Source organism: Zoogloea sp. GDB6 (genome assembly GCF_056724105.1).
Genome location: NZ_CM161497.1, coordinates 3,624,496 through 3,644,587 on the forward strand (window position 1 = coordinate 3,624,496; position 20,092 = coordinate 3,644,587).

Annotated in this window: 22 protein-coding genes; 9 read left to right on the plus strand and 13 right to left on the minus strand. The window is 66.6% G+C overall.

Annotated elements, in window-relative coordinates; genetic code table 11:
• The first annotated feature begins 151 nt into the window (after window positions 1–151).
• Together AC1PQG_RS16505 and AC1PQG_RS16510 are read left to right on the plus strand one after the other, a co-directional pair.
• A complete protein-coding gene (locus AC1PQG_RS16505) occupies window positions 152–1,465 on the plus strand; it encodes a DcaP family trimeric outer membrane transporter (RefSeq protein ID WP_481118902.1) in 1,314 nt (437 codons plus the stop codon).
• 72 nt (window positions 1,466–1,537) lie between these two features.
• Window positions 1,538–2,818: a Glu/Leu/Phe/Val family dehydrogenase gene (locus tag AC1PQG_RS16510; protein WP_481118903.1), complete on the plus strand. Its 1,281-nt coding sequence runs from the start codon at window positions 1,538–1,540 to the stop codon at window positions 2,816–2,818.
• 23 nt (window positions 2,819–2,841) lie between these two features.
• Here the strand turns inward: AC1PQG_RS16510 and AC1PQG_RS16515 are convergent, their stop codons facing one another.
• The gene (locus AC1PQG_RS16515) at window positions 2,842–3,834 is read right to left on the minus strand and encodes an aldo/keto reductase (RefSeq protein WP_481118904.1); all 993 of its coding nucleotides are present in this window, start codon (window positions 3,832–3,834) and stop codon (window positions 2,842–2,844) included.
• 14 nt (window positions 3,835–3,848) lie between these two features.
• The gene (locus AC1PQG_RS16520) at window positions 3,849–4,616 is read right to left on the minus strand and encodes an SDR family NAD(P)-dependent oxidoreductase (protein ID WP_481118905.1); all 768 of its coding nucleotides are present in this window, start codon (window positions 4,614–4,616) and stop codon (window positions 3,849–3,851) included.
• Window positions 4,617–4,726: 110 nt separating this feature from the next.
• Here AC1PQG_RS16520 and AC1PQG_RS16525 point away from each other — a divergent pair, with 110 nt between their 5' ends.
• Window positions 4,727–5,614 (plus strand): LysR family transcriptional regulator, encoded by an 888-nt coding sequence (locus tag AC1PQG_RS16525; RefSeq protein ID WP_481118906.1) that lies wholly within the window; start codon window positions 4,727–4,729, stop codon window positions 5,612–5,614.
• 4 nt (window positions 5,615–5,618) lie between these two features.
• Here the strand turns inward: AC1PQG_RS16525 and AC1PQG_RS16530 are convergent, their stop codons facing one another.
• The 4 genes from AC1PQG_RS16530 to AC1PQG_RS16545 are packed head-to-tail and all read right to left on the minus strand — an operon-like array spanning window position 5,619 to window position 8,092.
• On the minus strand, window positions 5,619–5,915 hold the full coding sequence (locus AC1PQG_RS16530) for a DUF167 domain-containing protein (protein ID WP_481118907.1): 297 nt from the start codon (window positions 5,913–5,915) through the stop codon (window positions 5,619–5,621).
• A gap of 3 nt (window positions 5,916–5,918) precedes the next feature.
• Entirely contained in the window at window positions 5,919–6,491 is a 573-nt protein-coding gene (locus AC1PQG_RS16535) for a YggT family protein (RefSeq protein WP_481118908.1), read from the minus strand.
• A 15-nt stretch (window positions 6,492–6,506) separates the two neighbouring features.
• A complete protein-coding gene (proC, locus tag AC1PQG_RS16540; protein ID WP_481118909.1) occupies window positions 6,507–7,319 on the minus strand; it encodes a pyrroline-5-carboxylate reductase in 813 nt (270 codons plus the stop codon).
• A 38-nt stretch (window positions 7,320–7,357) separates the two neighbouring features.
• The gene (locus tag AC1PQG_RS16545; RefSeq protein ID WP_481118910.1) at window positions 7,358–8,092 is read right to left on the minus strand and encodes a YggS family pyridoxal phosphate-dependent enzyme; all 735 of its coding nucleotides are present in this window, start codon (window positions 8,090–8,092) and stop codon (window positions 7,358–7,360) included.
• A gap of 74 nt (window positions 8,093–8,166) precedes the next feature.
• On the opposite strand from AC1PQG_RS16545, the gene AC1PQG_RS16550 reads away from it, so the two are divergent.
• A complete protein-coding gene (locus AC1PQG_RS16550) occupies window positions 8,167–9,210 on the plus strand; it encodes a type IV pilus twitching motility protein PilT (protein WP_481118911.1) in 1,044 nt (347 codons plus the stop codon).
• Between the two features lie 61 nt (window positions 9,211–9,271).
• A complete protein-coding gene (locus AC1PQG_RS16555) occupies window positions 9,272–10,408 on the plus strand; it encodes a PilT/PilU family type 4a pilus ATPase (protein ID WP_481118912.1) in 1,137 nt (378 codons plus the stop codon).
• Window positions 10,409–10,527: 119 nt separating this feature from the next.
• Here AC1PQG_RS16555 and AC1PQG_RS16560 read toward each other — a convergent pair whose 3' ends face one another.
• From AC1PQG_RS16560 to AC1PQG_RS16570, 3 genes are read right to left on the minus strand one after another with little or no spacing between them, the layout of a single operon-like run.
• Complete coding sequence (locus tag AC1PQG_RS16560) at window positions 10,528–11,697, minus strand: THUMP domain-containing class I SAM-dependent RNA methyltransferase (RefSeq protein WP_481118913.1); 1,170 nt, start codon at window positions 11,695–11,697, stop codon at window positions 10,528–10,530.
• A 21-nt stretch (window positions 11,698–11,718) separates the two neighbouring features.
• Window positions 11,719–12,135 carry a CopD family protein gene (locus AC1PQG_RS16565; protein WP_481118914.1) on the minus strand — a complete coding sequence of 139 codons (417 nt, stop codon included), beginning with the start codon at window positions 12,133–12,135 and terminating at the stop codon, window positions 11,719–11,721.
• 26 nt (window positions 12,136–12,161) lie between these two features.
• The gene (locus AC1PQG_RS16570) at window positions 12,162–13,040 is read right to left on the minus strand and encodes an NAD-dependent epimerase/dehydratase family protein (protein ID WP_481118915.1); all 879 of its coding nucleotides are present in this window, start codon (window positions 13,038–13,040) and stop codon (window positions 12,162–12,164) included.
• Window positions 13,041–13,082: 42 nt separating this feature from the next.
• On the opposite strand from AC1PQG_RS16570, the gene AC1PQG_RS16575 reads away from it, so the two are divergent.
• The 3 genes from AC1PQG_RS16575 (at window position 13,083) to AC1PQG_RS16585 (ending at window position 15,583) form a co-directional block, all read left to right on the plus strand.
• Window positions 13,083–14,111 (plus strand): CDP-6-deoxy-delta-3,4-glucoseen reductase, encoded by a 1,029-nt coding sequence (locus AC1PQG_RS16575; RefSeq protein ID WP_481118916.1) that lies wholly within the window; start codon window positions 13,083–13,085, stop codon window positions 14,109–14,111.
• Window positions 14,112–14,136: 25 nt separating this feature from the next.
• Window positions 14,137–15,276, plus strand: coding sequence for an EAL and HDOD domain-containing protein (locus AC1PQG_RS16580; protein ID WP_481118917.1), 1,140 nt, complete (start codon window positions 14,137–14,139; stop codon window positions 15,274–15,276).
• An 85-nt stretch (window positions 15,277–15,361) separates the two neighbouring features.
• Window positions 15,362–15,583: a hypothetical protein gene (locus AC1PQG_RS16585; protein ID WP_481118918.1), complete on the plus strand. Its 222-nt coding sequence runs from the start codon at window positions 15,362–15,364 to the stop codon at window positions 15,581–15,583.
• A 47-nt stretch (window positions 15,584–15,630) separates the two neighbouring features.
• Here the strand turns inward: AC1PQG_RS16585 and AC1PQG_RS16590 are convergent, their stop codons facing one another.
• The gene (locus tag AC1PQG_RS16590; protein ID WP_481118919.1) at window positions 15,631–16,542 is read right to left on the minus strand and encodes an SPOR domain-containing protein; all 912 of its coding nucleotides are present in this window, start codon (window positions 16,540–16,542) and stop codon (window positions 15,631–15,633) included.
• Window positions 16,539–17,072: a DUF2802 domain-containing protein gene (locus AC1PQG_RS16595; RefSeq protein WP_481118920.1), complete on the minus strand. Its 534-nt coding sequence runs from the start codon at window positions 17,070–17,072 to the stop codon at window positions 16,539–16,541. The genes AC1PQG_RS16590 and AC1PQG_RS16595 overlap by 4 nt, the downstream gene beginning before the upstream one ends.
• A 228-nt stretch (window positions 17,073–17,300) precedes the next feature.
• Between AC1PQG_RS16595 and AC1PQG_RS16600 the strand changes: the two genes are divergently transcribed.
• A complete protein-coding gene (locus AC1PQG_RS16600; RefSeq protein WP_481118921.1) occupies window positions 17,301–18,002 on the plus strand; it encodes a YdcF family protein in 702 nt (233 codons plus the stop codon).
• Here AC1PQG_RS16600 and AC1PQG_RS16605 read toward each other — a convergent pair.
• Together AC1PQG_RS16605 and AC1PQG_RS16610 are read right to left on the minus strand one after the other, a co-directional pair.
• Entirely contained in the window at window positions 17,992–18,789 is a 798-nt protein-coding gene (locus AC1PQG_RS16605; protein WP_481118922.1) for an enoyl-CoA hydratase, read from the minus strand. The two genes, AC1PQG_RS16600 and AC1PQG_RS16605, sit on opposite strands and share 11 nt — an antisense overlap.
• A 101-nt stretch (window positions 18,790–18,890) precedes the next feature.
• Window positions 18,891–20,087, minus strand: a complete 1,197-nt coding sequence (locus tag AC1PQG_RS16610) for an acetyl-CoA C-acyltransferase (RefSeq protein WP_481118923.1) — start codon at window positions 20,085–20,087, stop codon at window positions 18,891–18,893.
• Between the last annotated feature and the right edge of the window lie 5 nt (window positions 20,088–20,092).

The following is a 20,092-nucleotide window of genomic DNA, read 5'->3' on the forward strand; positions in this document are numbered from 1 at the left end:
CTCCCGCCGCAGTCCCCGCCCCGGGGCTGCGGCGCCCCCACCCGATAACACGGGGCCCACCCCGGACCGAATTTCGATGCGCCCCGCCGCGCAGGGGCGCGCCTTGCCTGCTGAAACCGTTTTCATCACCGTCAAATTGGGAGTCCGCACCATGAAGAAGCCGCAACTGATCCTCGCCCTCACCGCCGCCGGCGTCCTTTCCCTGCCCGGCATCGCCTGTGCCGGCGAAGTGGAAGACCTGAAGGCCATGCTCCTGAAGATGCAGGCGCGCATCGAGCAGCTGGAAAGCCGCCCGGTCGCCGCCGCCCCCGTGGCCCCCGCAGCGCCGGCACCGGCCCTCAACCCGGCCGACGTGGTCACCCGCGGCTCCATGCCGGGCTCCTTCAAGGTGCCGGGCACCGAGACCTCCATCAAGTTCGGCGGCTACGTGCAGCTCGACGCCATCTACGACATCAAGGGCAACCAGGGCCGCGCGGTGAGCGCCGGCGACATCGCCCTCGACGGCAGCGCCGACGCCAAGCGCAAGGGCACCACCACCTTCAGCGCCCGTACCTCACGGATCAACATGCAGACCGCCACGCCGAGCGAGCTGGGCGAAATCAAGACCAAGATCGAGTTCGACTTCTTCACCGACGAAGGCAGCGAGACCTACACCAACTCCGCCCGCCCGCGCCTGCGCCACGCCTATGGCACCGTCGGCAACTGGCTGGCCGGCCAGACCTGGTCCAACTTCATGGACCTGGACGCCATGCCCGAGACCCTGGAGTTCAACGGCCCCACCGGCCAGGTTTTCATCCGCCAGCCCCAGCTGCGCTACACCGCCGCTGTCGGCAGTGCCAGCCAGTTCTCGGTGTCGGTGGAGAACCCCCAGACCGACGCCCGCGACAACGGCGGCAACGTGACCGCCATCGACCGCGGCGCCGACCTCACCGCCAAGTGGCAGCACAGCGGTGACTACGGCCACTTCAACGTGCGCGCGCTGGTGCGCCCGCTGAAGGCCGACGACGGCAACGGCGATCACCGCGCCTCCACCAACGGCTGGGCGCTGGGCGTCGGCGGCTCCCTCAAGCTGGGCGCCAACGACACGGTGCTCTACCAGCTCAACGGCGGCCAGGGCATCGGCCGCTACATCCAGGACGTGTACGGCGCCGCCGCCTACGACGCCAGCACCGGCACCCTGTCGGCCCAGAAGGCGGCCGGCGGCTACCTGGCCCTGCAGCACTTCTGGAACACCGTGCTGCGCTCCACGCTGTCCCTCAACGCCACCCACATCAACAACAAGACCGGCTTCGGCGACATCACCGGCCTCAATACCGACACCCGCCAGGTGCACGCCAACCTGATCTGGAAGGCCGCCTCCCAGCTCGACGTGGGCATGGAATACGTGTGGTCCCAGCGCAAGGTGGAAGGCGGCGCCGAAGGCACCTCCAGCCGCGTCCAGGGCGCCGTCAAGTACAACTTCTAAACCCCCACGGGGCGCCGGCGCAGCTGCCACCCCGCCGGCGCCCCGCACTCCTCCGCCCCCCAAGGAGACACCATGCTCGACCCCTTGCCTTCCTACCTCCGCCCCAGCAACGACGCCGGCCCCTGGGGCGTCTACATGCAGCAGATCGACCGGGTGACGCCCTACCTGGGCGAGCTGACCTACTGGGTCGACACCCTCAAGCGCCCCAAGCGCGTCCTCATCGTGGATGTGCCGGTGAAAATGGACGACGGCACGGTGGCCCACTTCGAGGGCTACCGGGTCCATCACAACACCTCCCGCGGGCCCGGCAAGGGCGGCATCCGCTTCCACCAGGACGTGACCCTCTCCGAGGTGATGGCGCTGGCCGGCTGGATGACCGTCAAGAACGCCGCCGTCGGCGTGCCCTACGGCGGCGCCAAGGGCGGCATCCGGGTCGACCCGCGAACCCTCAGCCACGGCGAGCTGGAGCGTCTGACCCGCCGCTACACCAGCGAACTCAACGTGCTGATCGGGCCGGACAAGGACATCCCGGCGCCGGACGTGAACACCAACGAGCAGATCATGGCCTGGATGATGGACACCTACTCCATCAACCAGGGGCGCACCGCCACCGGCGTCGTCACCGGCAAACCCCTGAGCCTGGGCGGCAGCCTCGGCCGCCGGGACGCCACCGGGCGCGGCGTCTTCGTGGTCGGCGCGGCGGCGGCCAAGGATGCCGGCATCGCGCTGGACGGCGCGCGCGTCGCCATCCAGGGCTTCGGCAACGTGGGCGGCACCGCGGCGCGCTGCTTCCACGAGGCCGGCGCCCATGTGGTGGCCGTGCAGGACGTCTCCGGCACCCTGTTCCACCCGGGCGGGCTCAACATCCCGGCCCTCCTCGCGTGGGTCGCAGGTGGCCGCCCGCTGGTGGAGTTCCGCGACGGCGAGCGCATCCCCGACGACAGCTTCTGGGATGTGCAAAGCGACTTCCTGGTGCCCTCGGCGCTGGAGCAACAGATCACCCTCCACAACGCCCCGCGCATCCGCACGCGCATCGTGCTCGAAGGCGCCAACGGCCCGACCACGCCGGAGGCCGACGACATCCTCGCCGCCCGCGGCATCCAGGTGGTGCCCGACGTGCTCGCCAACGCCGGCGGCGTGACGGTGAGCTACTTCGAATGGGTGCAGGACTTCTCCAGCTTCTTCTGGTCGGAGGACGAGATCAACGCCCGCCTCGACCGCATCATGGAAGAGGCCTACGTGCACATCCGCGACACCGCCCGCGCCCGGCAGGTCAGCCTGCGCACCGCGGCCTTCATCCTGGCCTGCGAGCGCATCCTCAAGGCGCGGGAGATGCGCGGGCTGTATCCCTGAGCCTGTCCCCGAGACCCTGCGCCCTATTCGATCCCAGCCATGCCCGCCGCCGGATAGCGGGCACCGGCCACCCGCTCCGGGGCGAACAGCACGTCCAGCTCCGCAAGCTCGGCCGCGGAGAGACGCACAGCCGCCGCTGCGACGTTCTCTTCGAGCCGGCGGACCTGTCGGGTGCCGGGGATCGGGATCACGTGGGGATGCTTGGCGAGCAGCCAGGCCAGGGCAAGCTGGGCGCTGCTGATGCCCCGCGCTGCCGCAAAAGCCTGGAGGCCCGCCACCAGCTGGCGGTTGACCTCCGCCGCGGCGGCAGCGAAACGCGGGTTGTGGCGGCGAAAATCGTCGTCGGCCAGCGTCGATGTGTCCACGGTGCCGGTCAGGAAGGCCCGCCCGAGGGGACTGTAGGCCACGAAACCAACCCCCAGCTCTGCGCAGGCGGCCAGCATGCCGGCCTCCGGCTCCCGTGACCACAGGGAATACTCGCTCTGCACCGCTGCCACCGGGTGCACCGCATGGGCCCGCCGCAGGCTGTCCACCGAGACTTCCGAAAGGCCGATCTGGCGCACCTTGCCGGCACGTACCAGCTCGCCCATCGCGCCGGCCACCTCCTCGATCGGCACCGCCGGATCGCGCCGATGGCAGTAGTACAGATCGATGCAACCCACGCCCAGGCGCCGCAAGGATGCCTCGCAGGCCTGTCGCACATAGGTGGGGGAATTGTCGATGCGCCGCTCGTAACGCCCCGCCTCCCGCACGATGCCGAACTTGGTGGCCACGCGGACAGCCGCCCGCCGCGCTGCACCACCCGCGCGCAGGAAGCGCCCGAGCAGTTCCTCGTTGTGGCCGAAGCCGTAGGTGTCCGCCGTGTCGAACAGATTGACACCGAGTTCCAGCGCCCGCTCGAGGGTCGCCAGCGAGGCGCGGTCGTCACTCGCCCCGTAGAACTCGCTCATGCCCATGCAGCCCAGGCCGATCGCCGACACTGTGGCTCCTGACTGGCCGAGAAAGCGTTGCTCCATCTGCATCTCCCCTGTCACTGGACCGTAAAGCCGCCATCCACCGCCAGCCCCTGCCCGCTGATGTAGCTCGCCGCACCGGAGAGCAGGAACAGCACCGGCCGGGCAATTTCATCCGGCTGACCAACACGCCCGGCCGGGAAGCCCTCGCCGGCCGCCCGCAGATTGTCCAGGCTGCCGAACCCGCTTTCCGCCATCGGCGTTTCCACCGGCCCCGGGCACACCGCGTTGATGCGGATACCGAGCCGGTAGTAGTCCAGCGCCGCCGAGCGGGTCAGCCCCAGCACTGCGTGCTTGCTGGTGTTGTAGGGCGACAGGCCGGGAAAGGCGACCTGGGCGACGACCGAGGCGTTGTTGACGATGGCCCCGCCGCCACTCTGCAGCATGGCGGCAATCTCGTACTTCATGGCCCAGAATACGCCCGATACGTTGGTGCGCATCACCGCATCGAAATCCTCGTTGGCGATTTCATGCAGGGGCGCCGTCGGCCCGAGGACGCCTGCGTTGTTGAAAGCGCCATCCAATCGCCCGAAGCGGGCGACGGTCGCAGCCACCGCCTCGCGCACCTGAGCCTCGATCCCCACATCCAGCCTCAGCACCAGCGCCTCGCCGCCGGCCTCCTCGATCTGCCGGGCGATCGCCGCGCAGGCCTCGCTACGCCGGGCCGCCAGCGCCACCCGTGCGCCGGCCCTGCCGAGGGCCAGTGCCGTGGCGGCGCCCATGCCGGAGGAAGCGCCGGTTACCAGTACCACCTTGCCGGCCAGATCGGTCGAGTGCGTATCCATTCTTCGTATCCTTTCGTCGATGCAGTGGGAATACGGAGAAGGCTACGCGGCGACAGATCGTGCAACAATCCGCACAATACTCGATGACCTGCTGAGCCAATTTCATCAATATGAACCGCGCCTGCCTTGCCGACCTGCAAGCTTTCGCCACCGTCGCCCGTCTGCGCAGCTTCCGCCGGGCGGCCGTCGAGCTGGGCGTCTCGCCATCGGCGCTGAGTCATACCCTGCGCGGGCTGGAGACCCGCCTCGGGGTCCGCCTGCTCAACCGCACGACGCGCAGCGTGGCACCCAGCGAAGCCGGCCAGCACCTGCTCGATCGCCTGACCCCGGCCTTGCTGGACATCGACAGCGCGCTCGACGAGGTCAATGCCTTCCGAGACTCGCCGCGCGGCACCCTGCGCATCAACGCACCGCGCTTCGCCGCCGAACACGTGCTGGCGCCGCTGGCCACGCGCTTCCTGCTCGCCCACCCGGGCATGCGCCTGGAAATCGTCGCCGACGACGCACTGGTGGATATCGTCGCGGCTGGCTTCGATGCCGGCGTGCGCTTTGGCGAGAGCCTGCAGCAGGACATGGTTGCCGTTTCACTGGGTCCGCGCCAGCGCTTCGTGGTCATCGCATCGCCGGACTACCTGCGCAACTCCGGCATCCCGCAACATCCCCGCGAACTGCACACGCACCGCTGCGTGCGCATCCGCTTTCCGAGCGGCGCACTGTACCGCTGGGAGTTCGAGAAGGATGGGGAAAAACTGGAGGTGGACGTGGACGGTCCGCTGGATGTGGGCGAGATGCCGCTGATGGTCCGCGCCGCCGAGGATGGGCTCGGGCTGGCTTACGTCTATCAACAAAGCGCCGCCGCCGGCGTGGCGGCCGGCCGCTTGGCGACGGTACTGGACGACTGGCGCCCGGCCGAACCGGGCTTCTACCTGTATTACCCGAGCCGCCGCCTGCCGCCAGCTGGCCTGCGCGCCTTCATCGAAATGCTGAAGGCGGGCTAGGGATTCAGGCCGCCGCCTGCTCCAGCGCGAGGAGATGCGCGGGGTCGGCGCCGCTCACGCGGACCCGCTTGCTGCGCGAGGTGTCGCCGCTGACCAGTTCCACGGATGCCTTGGGCACTCCGCAGGTCTTGGCCAGAAAGGCGATCAAGGCTGCGTTGGCCTTGCCGTCCACCGGCGGCGCGGCGAGGCGGATCTTGAGAGCCTCGCCGTACAGGCCGGCGAATTCGGTCTTCTTGGCGCCGGGCTGGATGTGCAGCGTCAGGATCACGCTGCCGTCGGCAGCCCGGCTCAACCAGGTCATGGCTCAGGCCAGCCCGATCAGCATGTACTTGCCCATCGCCAGCGCGCTGAGCAGCACCTGGAGCAGCAGCAGCAACGCGATCGGCGTCAGGTCCACCCCACCGATCGCCGGGATGACGCGGCGGAACGGACGCAGGAAAGGCTCGGCCAGCGCATTGATGACACCCGCCATCGGCGCATACGGATTGACCCACGACAGGATCGCCGACATCAGCACGACACCCATCAGCAGGTATAGCGCCGCCTTGATGGTCTCGAGCAAGCCGACGCCCCACATCACCACCAGCAGGCTGACGGGATCGGTGATGCCGATGATGCCGCGTACCCACAGCGTGACGAACACCACCAGCGTCTGCACGATCCAGGCCGGCAGCAGGCTGGCGATATCCAGCCCGAACAGCCCCGGAATGAAGCGGCGCAGCGGCACCACCACCCAATCGGTGGTGGCCAGCACGAAATTGCCGATCGGATTGCGGAAGGAAATCCGCTGCCACTGCATCACGAAACGCGCCAGCAGCACGCCGGAAAGCAGACTTCCGAGGGTTTCGACGATGGTCAGGAACAGGTTTCCGAGCATGGCCGGGCTCCGCGCTCAGTCGCGGCCGAGCTGTTCGCCCAGCTCGCGGCCGCGGGCCTCGGCCGCCGCCACCGCGCGGGTCACGATGGCCGGGAAGCCGTCGGCGGCGAAGGACGCCAGCGCTGCGGCGGTGGTGCCGCCCTTGGAGGTGACGCGCTCGCGCAGCACCGCCGGGGATTCCTCGCTGCTGGCCGCCAGCTTGGCCGCACCAAGCACCGTGTCGATGGCCAGCTTGCGGGCGGTGTCGGCGTCGAAGCCGAGGGACTCGCCGGCCGCCTGCAAGCATTCGATGAAGTGGAAGACATAAGCCGGGCCGCTGCCGGACACCGCGGTAACGCCGTCGATCTGCGCCTCGTCGGCCACCCACACCACACTGCCGACCGCCGCCAGCACCTTGGCGGCGGCGTCACGCCCTTCCGCATCGACGGACGGATCGGCGAACAGGCCGGTGATGCCGGCGCCGATCAGGGCCGGCGTGTTCGGCATGGCCCGCACCAGCTTGCGGTAATCACCCAGCCAACGGCCGATGTCGGTCAGGCGCAGGCCGGCGGCGATACTGACCACCACCTGCGTGCTCAGACGGCCGGCGATCGGCGCCACGGCGGCCTTCAGCTGTTGCGGCTTGACCGCCAGCACCAGCACGTCGCAAGCCAGCGCCTGATCGTCGAGGGATTCGACGGCGCGCACGCCGAAGAGGCTTTCCAGTTTGGCGCGGCCTTCGGCCGACAGCTCGACGGCTTGCACGTCCGCCGCCTTGAAACCTTGCTTGACCAGGCCGCCGATCAGGGCCGCCGCCATGTTGCCGCCACCCAGGAAGGTGATTTTCATCGGATTCGTTCCACCAGTTGGATTCAAAGGGAAATGCTTCAGGCGCGCGATCCGAAGATCGCCGTGCCCACGCGGACCATCGTCGAACCTTCGGCGATCGCCGCCTCCAGGTCGTCGGACATGCCCATCGACAGGGTATCGAGACCGTAGCCGGCCCCATTGAGTTCATCGCGCAGGGCCCGCAGGCTGGCAAAACGTGCCCTCTGCACGGCTACGTCGGGAGTCGGTTCGGGGATCGCCATCAGACCGCGCAGGCGCAGGCGCGGCAGCGCGGCCACGGCCTTCGCCAGCTCCACCAGTTCGGCCGGCGCCACGCCGCTCTTGCTGTCCTCGCCGCTCACATTGACCTGGATGCACACATTGAGCGGCGGCAGATGCACGTCACGCTGCTCGGACAGGCGCTCGGCGATCTTCAGGCGGTCGATGGAATGCACCCACGCGAAGTGGTTGGCCACCAGCCGCGTCTTGTTGCTCTGCAGCGGACCGATGAAATGCCATTCGAGCCCGAGGCCGGCCAGCGCCTCGACCTTGGCGACACCTTCCTGCACATAGTTCTCGCCGAAGGCCTGCTGCCCCGCGGCGGCGGCCTCGCGCACGCTGTCGGCGGGCCAGGTCTTGCTCACCGCCAGCAGGCGGACCTCGGCCGGCCGACGCCCCGCAGCCTGCGCCGCCGACGCGATGCGCATGACAAGGTTTTGAAGGCGGCCGGAAATGCCTGATTTATAATCTGCCAAAGCGCGAATCTGGGCTAAAGAGGCCGTTGAGTATAGCATCGGCTCTGGCGCTGCCCGTTTTGCACGCTTGCCCCGGTTATCCGTAATCCTGCTGCCCGCAACGAGTCACCACGATGGACATCACCGAACTGCTCGCTTTCACCGTCAAGAACAAGGCATCCGACCTGCATATCTCGGCCGGCCTGCCACCGATGATCCGCGTGCACGGCGACGTGCGCCGCATCAACCTGCCCGCGCTGGTGCACAAGGATGTCCATGGCATGGTGTACGACATCATGAATGACTCCCAGCGCAAGCAGTACGAGGAACAGTTCGAAACCGACTTCTCCTTCGAGATCCCCAACCTGGCGCGCTTCCGGGTCAATGCCTTCAATCAGAACCGCGGCGCCGCGGCGGTGTTCCGGGTCATTCCGTCCAAGGTGCTGACCCTCGATGAACTGAACTGCCCGAAGATCTTCAAGGACATCGCCATCCAGCCGCGGGGCATCGTGCTGGTCACCGGCCCGACGGGTTCGGGCAAGTCCACGACGCTGGCGGCGATGGTGGATTACGTCAACGAGAACGAATACGGCCACATCCTGACCATCGAGGATCCGATCGAATTCGTGCATGAATCCAAGCGCTGCCTGATCAACCAGCGGGAAGTCATGCGCGACACCCATTCCTTCAATGCTGCACTGCGCTCGGCGCTGCGGGAAGACCCGGACGTGGTGCTGGTCGGTGAAATGCGCGATCTGGAAACCATCCGCCTGGCGCTGACCGCCGCCGAAACCGGCCACCTGGTGTTCGGCACGCTGCACACCTCGTCCGCCGCCAAGACCATCGACCGTATCGTGGACGTCTTCCCGGCCGCCGAGAAGGACATGGTCCGCGCGATGATGTCCGAGTCCCTGCGGGCGGTGATCTCCCAGACCCTGCTGAAGACCAAGGACGGCACCGGCCGTGTCGCCGCCCACGAGATCATGATCGGCACCCCGGCCATTCGTAACCTGATCCGGGAGAACAAGGTCGCCCAGATGTATTCGGCGATCCAGACCAGCCAGAACGTGGGGATGCAGACCCTCGACCAATGCCTGGCCGACATGGTCCGGCGCAATATCGTGTCGGGCGCCGAAGCCCGTCTGAAAGCCCAGAACAAGGACAGTTTCCCGGCCTAAAGCCTCTTCGTCCCCGTCCTACAACCGCAACCACCGGCCGCGCCGGTGACAGGAACGCACCATGGAACGCGATCAGGCCCTCAAGTTCATGCACGACCTGCTGCGGCTGATGCTGCAGAAGAATGGCTCCGACCTCTTCATCACGGCGGCCTTCCCGCCGGCGATCAAGATCGACGGCAAGATCGTGCCGCAGTCGAACCAGCAACTCACCCACACCCACACCATGGAACTGGCGCGGGTGATCATGAGCGACCGCCAGGCCCAGGAATTCGAAGCCACCAAGGAGTGCAACTTCGCAATCTCCCCGCCGGGCATCGGCCGCTTCCGCGCCAACGCCTTCATCCAGCAGGGCCAGGTGGGCATGGTGCTGCGGACCATCCCGCAGAAGATCCCGACCTTCGACGACCTCGGCCTGCCGCCGGTGCTGAAGGACATCACCATGTCCAAGCGCGGCCTGGTTATCTTCGTCGGCGGCACTGGCACCGGCAAGACCACTTCGCTGGCGGCGATGGTGGACTACCGCAATGAAAAGAGCTACGGCCACATCATCACCGTCGAAGATCCGATCGAGTTCGTGCATGCCCACAAGAACTGCATCGTCACGCAGCGGGAAGTCGGTATCGACACCGAATCCTGGGAACCGGCGCTGAAGAACACCCTGCGCCAAGCCCCGGACGTGATCCTGATGGGCGAGATCCGCGACCGGGAGACGATGGACTACGCCATCGCCTTCGCCGAAACCGGCCACCTGTGCCTGGCCACGCTGCACGCCAACAGCGCCAACCAGGCCATCGACCGGATCGTCAACTTCTTCCCGGAAGAGCGCCGCCACCAGCTGCTGATGGACCTGTCCCTCAATCTGCGGGCACTGATCTCCCAGCGCCTGCTGCCGATGTGCGACCGCAAGGGCCGCGTGCCGGCAGTGGAAGTGATGCTCAACTCGCCGCTGATCTCCGACCTGATCTTCAAGGGCGAGATCCCGGGCATCAAGGAAGTCATGAAGCGCTCCAGCGAGCTCGGCATGCAGACCTTCGACCAGAGTCTCTTCGATCTCTACGAGCGGAGCCTGATCAGCTACGAGGACGCCCTGCGCAACGCCGACTCGATGAACGACCTGCGCCTGCAGATCAAGCTGAAGAGCCGCCGTGGCGATCGGGACATGACCCCCTCCGGCATCCAGAACCTCGACATCGTCTAAAGACGCCCGTAAAGCTACTGCGCGGTCCGATCTCGCGACTGCGGTGCTCGCCGTACTCTCATGTACGGCTGTGCGCCTCGCCGCGACCTCGGGCCGCTCGCTACGCTTTCTGGACGCCTTTAGTCCGAGGTGTTTTCATCTGACGGCTTGGGTTTGCGGGCCGAGCCGGTGACCATCAGGTACTCGAACAGGCGGCATTCGATGGCACCGTTGAACAGCGGAGTGCGCTTGCTGGCCTTGAGACGGACGCCCTTTGGCAAGGCCGGGTCGCCGGTGAAGAAGTAGCAGCGCCAACCTGTCCAGTTGGCCTTCAGCGCATCGCCGAGCTTGGGGTAGAAGGCTTCCAGTTCGGCAGTGTCGGACAGGCGCACACCGTAGGGTGGGTTGGCGACCAGCACACCGGCGGACGCCGGCGCCTTGAGGTCGAGCAGGTCGGCCCGCCCGACTTCCACGCAGCCTTCCAGGCCGGCGCTGCGCAGATTCACATAAGCTTTGCGCTGCTGGGACTCGAGAATGTCCGAACCGTAGATCCCCAGCTTGCGCGGTGCCTTGCGGCGCGCCTCGGCGGCCTTGCGGATCGGCAGCCAGGTGTCGCGCTCATAGTGCTTGAAACGCTCGAAGGCGAAGTGTCGCCCGAGGCCCGGCGCCACGTCGAGGGCCATCTGGGCTGCTTCGATGAGGAAGGTGCCGCTGCCACACATCGGGTCGCACAAGGCTTCCTCACCCGGCTTCCAGCCGGTCAGGCGCAGGATGCCGGCGGCCAGATTCTCCTTCAACGGAGCCTCCACCGCAGCCTGCTTGAAACCACGTTTGTAGAGCGGATCGCCCGAGGTATCCAGATACAGCGTCACGGTATCTGCCGACAGGAAGGCATGGATGCGGATGTCCGGCGTCTGGGTGTCCACGTCCGGGCGCCGGCCGACGACAGTGCGGAAGTGGTCGCACACCGCGTCCTTGATCTTCAGCGTCGTGAATTCCAGGCTGCGCAGCGGCGACTTGTGGGCGGTGACGAAGACGCGAATGGTCTGGTCGGCCGTGAACCAGCGCGCCCAGGTCGGCGCGTAGGCGATGCGGTACACGTCCTCCTCGCTGCGGTAGCGGCCCATGCTGATCTGCCACAGCACGCGGGTCGCCAGCCGGCTCTCCAGGTTGGCGCGATAGCACAGGGCCCAGTCGCCGGAAAACTGTACGCCGCCGGGAATGACCTTCCCGTCGGTGGCGCCGAGGGCGCGGAGTTCATCGGCAAGGAGCGACTCGAGGCCGCGGGGACAAGGGGCAAAGAAATTCAAGATTGCAATCCGTTCGGAAAATCAAAAGGGCTTCAGGACGACCAGGAACACCACGACGAACAGCACCAGCACCGGCACTTCGTTGAAAAAGCGGTACCACACGTGGCTGCGCGTGTTGCGCCCTTCGGCAAAGGCACGCATCAGGCGGCCGCAATACAGGTGATAAACGATCAGCAGCGTGACCAGCGCAGTCTTGGCGTGCAGCCAGCCACCCGCCAGGCCGAAGCCGAACCACAGCCACATGCCCAAACCGACGGCCAGGATGCCCAACGGCGTCATGAAACGATAGAGCTTGTTCTCCATCAGCGTCAGACGCTCGATGGTGGCCTTGTCGGTGACCATCGCATGGTTGACGAACAGGCGCGGCAGGTAGAACAGGCCAGCAAACCAGCTGACGACGAAGATGATGTGCAGGGCTTTGATACTCAGGTAGAGCATGGTCTCGACTCGGAGGATGAAAGTATTCAGGAAGTGGCGGGACGTGTCCGCAACGCATCGGCAACCGTCGGATAACGCAGACGTGCGTGCAACTCACGCTTGATGCGATCGTTCTTCAGACGGCGGGACTCGGCCATGAAGGAAAGCGTCATTTCCGACAGTCGTCCGGCCAGCTCGCTACGCGGCAGACGCGGCGGCCTCGGCAGGCCGAGCGTATCGGCAACCAGATCGAAATAATCGCCCATACGCAGCGCGCTGTCATCGCAGGCGTTATAGACCCGGTTCGGCCCGCCGCGGAACAGGGCCAGCACCAGCAACCGCGCCAGATCGTCGGCATGGATGTGGTTGGTGAATACGTCGTCTTGCGGCGCCAGCACCGGGTCGCCCTTCTGCAGGCGGGCCACTGGCAGACGATCGGCGGCATCGTAGATGCCCGGCGCCCGCAGGATACTTACCCGGCATCCAGTACGCTGCCCGAAAGCCCGCAGATGCTCTTCCGCCGCCACACGTCGCAGGCCGCGCGGAGACGCCGCCTGCAACGGCCGGGTCTCGTCGGCCCAGGCGCCACCACAGTCCCCGTACACACCGGTGGTACTAATATAGCTTAGCCGTCGTGGTAGACTTCCGCGATGCACAAGGGCTGCAAGCAGATGTCGGGTACGCGGATCATCTCGCCCCGCGGCGGGCGGCGGCGCGCAATGCAATATGTAATCGGCAATGCCGGCAAGGCGTGCCAAGCTGTCGGGCCGATCCAGATCAGCCACGATGGGCTGCGCGCCCAAAGCCCGCAACACGGCGCCCTCCTCCGCCCGGCGGACCACCGCACGCACGCGAAAGCGCCGCGCCAGCCACGGAATGATCCGGCGGGCCACGTCTCCGCTGCCGACAATCAGCACTTTCTTCATATTTCGACGTTTCATTAATCGATTATCTCACGGCCACCCATCATGTCGTTCCAGGTCACCCTCCAACCCAGCGGACTCCAGTATTCTGCCAACGCCGACGAAACCCTTCTCGAGGCCGCCCTCACGGCCGGCCTGCTGCTCCCCTACAGCTGCCGTGACGGCGCCTGTGGGGTGTGCAAGAGCCAGGTCCTGTCCGGCGAAGTAGACCTCGGCCGTTATTCGGAATCCACGCTGACCGCCGACGAGCGGGAGCGCGGCCTGGCGCTGCTGTGCTGCGCCCAGCCCCGCTCCGACCTCAACATCGAAGTGCGCCAGGTGACCCGTGCCGGCGACATCCCGGTCAAGAAACTGCCGTGCCGCGTACAGAAGATCACCCGCGCAGCCGACGATGTGATCGTTCTCGAGATCAAGCTGCCGGCCAGTGAGAAGTTCCAGTTCGTCGCCGGTCAGTACATCGACTTCCTGCTCGCCGACGGCAAGCGGCGCAGCTTCTCCATCGCCAATGCACCGACCGGTGCCGACTTCCTCGAACTGCACATCCGCCTGGTGCCCGGCGGCCAGTTCACTACCCACGTCTTCGAGAAACTCAAGGAAAAGGACATCCTGCGCTTCGAAGGCCCGCTCGGCAGCTTCCGCCTGCAGGAAGGCTCACCGAAGCCGGTCGTGCTGCTGGCCGGCGGCACCGGCTTCGCACCGATCAAGAGCATCGTCGAGAACGCCATCGCCACCGGCCTCAAGCGCCCGATGACCCTCTACTGGGGTAGCCGCGACGCGGCCGGCCTGTATCAGCTCGACATCGCCCGCAGCTGGGAGGCGCGCCTGCCGGGCTTCCGCTTCGTACCGGTGCTCTCCGATGCGCCCGCAGCCGACAATTGGACGGGTCGCACCGGTTTCGCCCATGAAGCGCTGATGGCCGACCTGCCGGACCTGTCGGGCCACGAGGTGTACGCCTGCGGCTCGCCGGCGATGATCGACGCCGCCCGCAAGGATCTCACCGAGCGCTGCGGCCTTTCGGTGGAGGCTTTCTATGCGGACGCCTTCAGTTTCTCGAACGACGCCAAGGCGGCCTGAGCCCGCGTAACGGAGCCCCGAGTCCATGAGCAATGCAGCGCTGATCACCCGCGAACCCGTCATCAACAAGCAGTACAAGATCACCGCCAACCGGCTGGTTGTTCATGCCGCATCAGTTGCCCAGGCCGTGGAAACCCTCGATGGTCTCGCCGATGTGTGGCCAGCCACACATCCGGTGTTCGTCAGCTTGTACAAGCTGGTTCCGACGCCCGACATGCTGGAATGGATCGCACCGTCCAACGCGATGATCGAGATCCCGACCCAGTCCATCGGCCATCCACTGACGCTGCAACTCCTGCCCCAGCTGCAGGCCAACGGGGTCAGCCTCAACCTGACCTGGTACCAGCCGGACACGATGCTCCCACCCAACGTGCCGTGGCGCTTCGTGATCATCGACGCCAAGCGCCAACCCCTGCCTGCCGACCCGCCCGGTCTGTCCCTCGCCTGGGGCCTGCCCGATGTGCCCAGTTTCAAGGAAGCAGTCATTCAGGGCTATGACGGGGCATCGGGCTGGTTCTTCCTGCGCGGCATCAAGACCGACGGCAAGCTCGCCCCATCCCATGCGCAGATCGTCCGGCTCATGAATCTGGTACGCAAGAATGCCGAGGTGAAGGACATCGAGACCGTCCTCAAGCAAGACGTCGCCCTGTCCTACAAGCTGCTCCGCTACATCAACTCGGCCGGCTTCGGGCTGATGTGCGAGATCCAGTCCTTCCGCCACGCGGTGACCATCCTCGGTTACGAGAAGCTCAACAAATGGCTGTCCGTGCTGCTGGTCTCGGCCAGCCGCGATCCGTCCGCGCCTGCACTGATGCAGACAGCCATCGCCCGCGGTCGCTTCATGGAGAAAATCGGCGCGGCCTTCTTCGACAAGGGCGAACTCGACAATCTCTTCATCACCGGCGCCTTCTCGATGCTGCACCTGCTGCTCGGCGCCAGCCTGCAAACGGCCCTCGACGAAATGCACCTGCCGACCGGCATTGCCGACGCACTGCTCACTGGCGACGGTGTATATGCGCCCTTCCTCAAGCTCGCCTGCTCGCTGGAGGGCTTCGACGCGAAGAATCTGGCAGCCCAATCGGAAGCGCTCCACCTGTCGGCAGAGCAGGTCAACCGCGCGCACCTCGACGCCCTGTCCTTTGCCGACAGCCTGCAGTTCGGTTGATGGACGGGCCACCGGGCGCCTCCACCAACAACCGTCATACTCCGCAGCTAGATTTGCCCCATTGCAAACCTCTCGGGAGATTGCCATGGGAATCTACAACCTCGTCCTCGCCTCACCTCGCCAACCCAATGCACCGCGCCTGATGGCGCGCCATGTGGATCCATCCTGGCTGAAGCAGCGTGGCTATGAAATTGCCCGCAGCCTCGGCGAAGCCGCCGCCGTGTGGACGGCGGAGGCCACGGCCGGACGCCATGGTCTGGCACTGCACTGCCGCAGCGGCCATGCCCTGACCATCGAAACGGAATAAGAGGAAGCCCCCAGAGCCGGAGGACTGCTCGCTCAGGCGCGTGACGTTCAGCGCCCGAGGGGCTGCAGGGTTCCCGGGTCGATGCCCTTTTCACGCAGGCGCGCCTGCGCGGCGAGGGCATCCTTGCGGTCGGCAAAGGGGCCGACTACGACGCGAGTTTCCAGTTGGGACGGAATGCCGGCCTGGGCCAAGCGCGCCCGCAGCGCTTCGGCACTGGCCACACTGGTGAACACCCCGAACTCCAGCACATAGGGCCGCGACGGCGGAGCAGAAGTGGTGGCGGCCGGCGCCGCTGCAGCATTCCCTGCAGGCGGCAGCTGGCGTGGCGGCGGTGCTGCTGGCACAGCAGGCGCAACCGGCACGGCCGGGCGCGAGGTCTGCGATGCTGCCGGCGCCGGACGCGGAGCCTCCTGCGCCGCAGCCTGATGCGAAACGACGCCGGCCGCAGGAGCCGCCGCTGTCGGTGCTGCAGCAGGCGCCGTCGGAACCGGCGGCTGGACTGCGGGGGCCGCATTGTTCTGCGCCACCGGCCCAGGGGCATGCGCCGCGCCCCCGGCCTGCGGCGGCACACCCCGGCTTACCTCACCGATCCGACCGCTGCGCATTGCGCGGGATGGCGCTTCCGTATCCGACGCCACACCACCGCCAGGCAGCATCGGCGGCGCGGACTCCTCCAGGGACGGTGCCGATTCGGGCGCAACCGCCTCATTCCCGGCCCGCAGCACATCCGGCGGGGCATCCCTCCCCACCTCGGGCGTCACCTGGGCGGGCGCGATGGGGCGAGTCGGCAGGGGCGCTTCCGCCGGTGCCGGTGGTCGGGATACGTAATCGAAAACAGAAAGGCCGCCGAGCAGCGCAGCGATCAGCCCCCCGGCGACACCGGCGCGGATCAACAACTGCTTGCGCGGATCCTCTTCACCCTCAACGGCTTCCGTTGCGTCGGTATTGCGTTCCGTCATGATCCGCTCTCCGCCTTCGCCAACGCACAAACCAGTTCAGCCTCGGCAACCGAAATGCCGCAGTGTTCGGCAACCTGGGCCGCACTCATGCCTCGTCCCGCCAACAGCATGGCCTCGGAGTGTTGCGGAGAAACCGGGCGGGTGTATTGGGTCCGCTCCCGTGCTGTCTGGGCGGCCTGCTGTTCGCTGCGCGCCTGTTCGCCGAGTTGGTCCACGTCGTGGCGCATCACCGCCAGCTCACGGCGTAGAAAGTCGCAATCGGCGCGCAGACGCGTCATGTCCTGGCGCAGTTGCTGGATCTCCAGCTCGTTGAGGAGCTCGCGGGAGACTTCAGCCTCGTCCGGCGCAGGCTCTGGCACCACCACGGGCGCGCGCCCGACCGGCGTCTCGGCCTTCACCGCAGGCTCCGGCGTCTCCGGTGGCGGAGTGCCGCGCCGATGGCGGGCCAGGCGGAACAGCACCACCACCAGGTAAAGACTCAACACGGCGACCAGCGCCAGTACAGCCTCGCGCACACCGATACCAGTCATCGAGCATGCTCCCCGGCAGCCCTGTCGTACCCGTCTGATTCAAACCCGATGCAGATAATGATCGTTCCCCTGATGGCGGCCAGCCTGCACGGCTGGCGATTGACGCTGCGATAATAGCCGCGACGTCCTTCACCGACAATGCGAGAGCCGCCCAGCCCCCGCCTTTTCCGCATGTTCTACCTGAAAAAGCTCGTTTCCGCCTTGACTCTGCCCCCCCTTGGGCCACTTTTGCTCATCGCTGCAGGCCTCTTGCTGCTGCGCCACCATCCCCGTACTGGAAAAACGCTGTCCTGGATCGGTCTGCTGTCCGCCCTCCTGCTGGTCACACCGCTCTCGGTTGCACCGCTGGTGCGTGGTCTCGAAGGGCGCTATGCGCCACTCGACGAGGGGAAGCTGCGCCAGGCCGAAGCGATCGTCATCCTCGGTGGCGGCGTACGCAGCCATGCCCCTGAATTCGATGGAATGACGATCAATAGACTGACGCTGGAACGGCTGCGCTACGGTGCCCGGCTGGCCCGGCATTCCGGCCTGCCGGTCATGGTGAGCGGCGGCTCGCCCCAGCCTTCACAGAAGAAGTCGGAAGCAGAGCTGATGAAAGCTGCGCTGGAGGACGACTTCCGGATTCCCGTCAAATGGATGGAAAGCCGTTCGCGGGACACCCGCGAGAACGCCGACTTTTGCGCCGCAGCGCTGCTACCCGTAGGTATACGCCGTATCGTGCTGGTCACCCATGCGGCCCACATGCCACGCTCGGTGGAGGCCTTCGAACATGCCGGCTTCGAGGTCATGCCAGCACCAACGGCTTATCTCACCGGCCCGGTCAGCAGCGACGACATGTCGATCGAGATGCCCAGCATGAACACAGCCTACGCCGGCTGGTACGCCGTGCATGAGTGGCTGGGCCTGCTGGCCTATCGGTTCAGCCGTTGAAGCGTGGCTTGCGTTTGCCCAGGAAAGCGTTGATCCCCTCGTCGAAGTCCGGCCGCGCTGCACAGCGGGCGAAAGCCTCGGCCTCCAGCTGCAGCTGGGCATCAAGGGAATGGCAGGCCGACTGGCCGAGCAGGCGCTTCATCTCCGCATAGGTTTCCCGCGGTCCGTCGACGATGCGGCGCACCAGCTTGTCGACGCTGTCATCCAGCTCCGCCAGCGGGACCACCTTGTTCACGACGCCGAGCCGCAACGCCTCCGCGGCGTCGAAGCGCTCGGCAAGCAGCAGCAACTCGTAGGCCTTGTGCCGACCGACGATGCGCGGCAGCAGCCAGGACACACCGCCGTCTCCACTCAGCGCGATGCTCGCGTAGGCCGTCGTGAAGTAGGCGTTGTCAGCCGCCAGCACCAGATCGCAGGCCAACGCGAGGGACAGACCGAAGCCGGCGCAAGCCCCCTGCACACGGGCAACCACGGGCACCGGGAGACTGACCAGCGCCTCGATGGCCGGGTTGATGTGCTGCTCGATAGTGGCCCGGAAGCTGGCCAGCCGGCTCTCGGGAGACAGATGTAGTTGGCCGGCGAAATCCTTCAGATCGCCGCCGGCCATGAAATGCTCACCGGCCCCGGCGACCACCACGACCCTCAAGTCCTTGCGGCGGGCCAGCTGACCGGTCGTTTCGGACAGCGCCGCCATCATGTCGAAGGACAAGGCGTTGAGGGACGCCGGACGATTGAGCGTGAGGGTCGCGACACCGGCATCGATGTCGAGCAGGATGGGCGCAGTCATGATCTCGTTCTCGCGATGGGGTTTTGGTTGGATCTCGGCGACATCATTGTCCGCAAAAAGGAGACGACGGAAAGTGCGCCCGTCGTCCCAACCAGGCTCGCCTAGAGCTTTTCGAAGACGCCCGCCGCGCCCATGCCGGTACCGATGCACATGGAGATCATCCCGTAGCGTGCCCGGGTACGCCGGAAGGCACTCATCAGCGTCGCCGCGCGGATCGCTCCGGTGGCGCCAAGCGGGTGGCCGAGGGCGATGGCGCCGCCCTGCGGGTTGACCTTGGCCGGGTCGAGATCGAGCTGCTTCATTACCGCCAGCGCCTGCGCAGCGAAAGCCTCGTTGAGTTCGATCCAATCGAGATCGTCCTTGCCGATGCCCGCCGCCTTGAGGGCGCGGGGAATCGCCTCGATCGGGCCGATGCCCATGATCTCCGGCGGCACGCCGGCCACCGAATAGCTGCAGAAGCGGGCGATCGGCGTGACGCCGTAGCGTTTCACCGCCGCCTCGGACATCAGCAGCACCGCGCCGGCGCCATCCGACATCTGGGAGCTGTTGCCGGCAGTCACCGAGCCTTTTGCAGCAAACACCGGGCGCAGCTTGCCGAGGCTCTGCAGCGACGCATCGGCCCGAGGCCCTTCGTCGGTGTCGCAGATCCGTTCGACGATGCGCACCGTGCCGCCCTCGCCGGGCACGTGGGTGCGTACGGTGTAGGGCGTGATCTCGTCCCTGAACGCACCGGCGGCAATCGCCGCGGCCGCCCGCTGGTTGGACTGCACCGCAAAGACATCCTGCTCATCGCGGCCGATCTGCCACTGCTGGGCGACCTTCTCGGCGGTGAGGCCCATGCCGAAGGCGATGCCCAGATTTTCGTCCTTTGCGAAGATGGCCGGGTTGAGGGACACCTTGTTGCCCATGATCTGCGGCATCACCGTCATGCTCTCGGTGCCGGCAGCGATCATCACGTCGGCCTCGCCGAGGCGGATTCGCGCCGCGGCATCCGCCACCGCCTGCAGGCCCGACGAACAGAAGCGGTTGATGGTGATGCCCGGCACGGTGTTGGGCAGGCCGGCCAGCAGCACACCGATGCGCGCCACGTTCATGCCCTGCTCCGCTTCCGGCATCGCACAGCCGACAACCACGTCGCCGATCTCGTGGGCGTCCAGCCCCGGCACCTGGTCCACCACCGCGCGTAGCACGTGAGCCAGCATGTCGTCCGGCCGCACGTTGCGGAACATGCCGTTGCGCTTGGCCACCGGCGTACGGGTCGCGGCGACGATATAGGCGTCTTGAATCTGTTTGCTCATGGTTT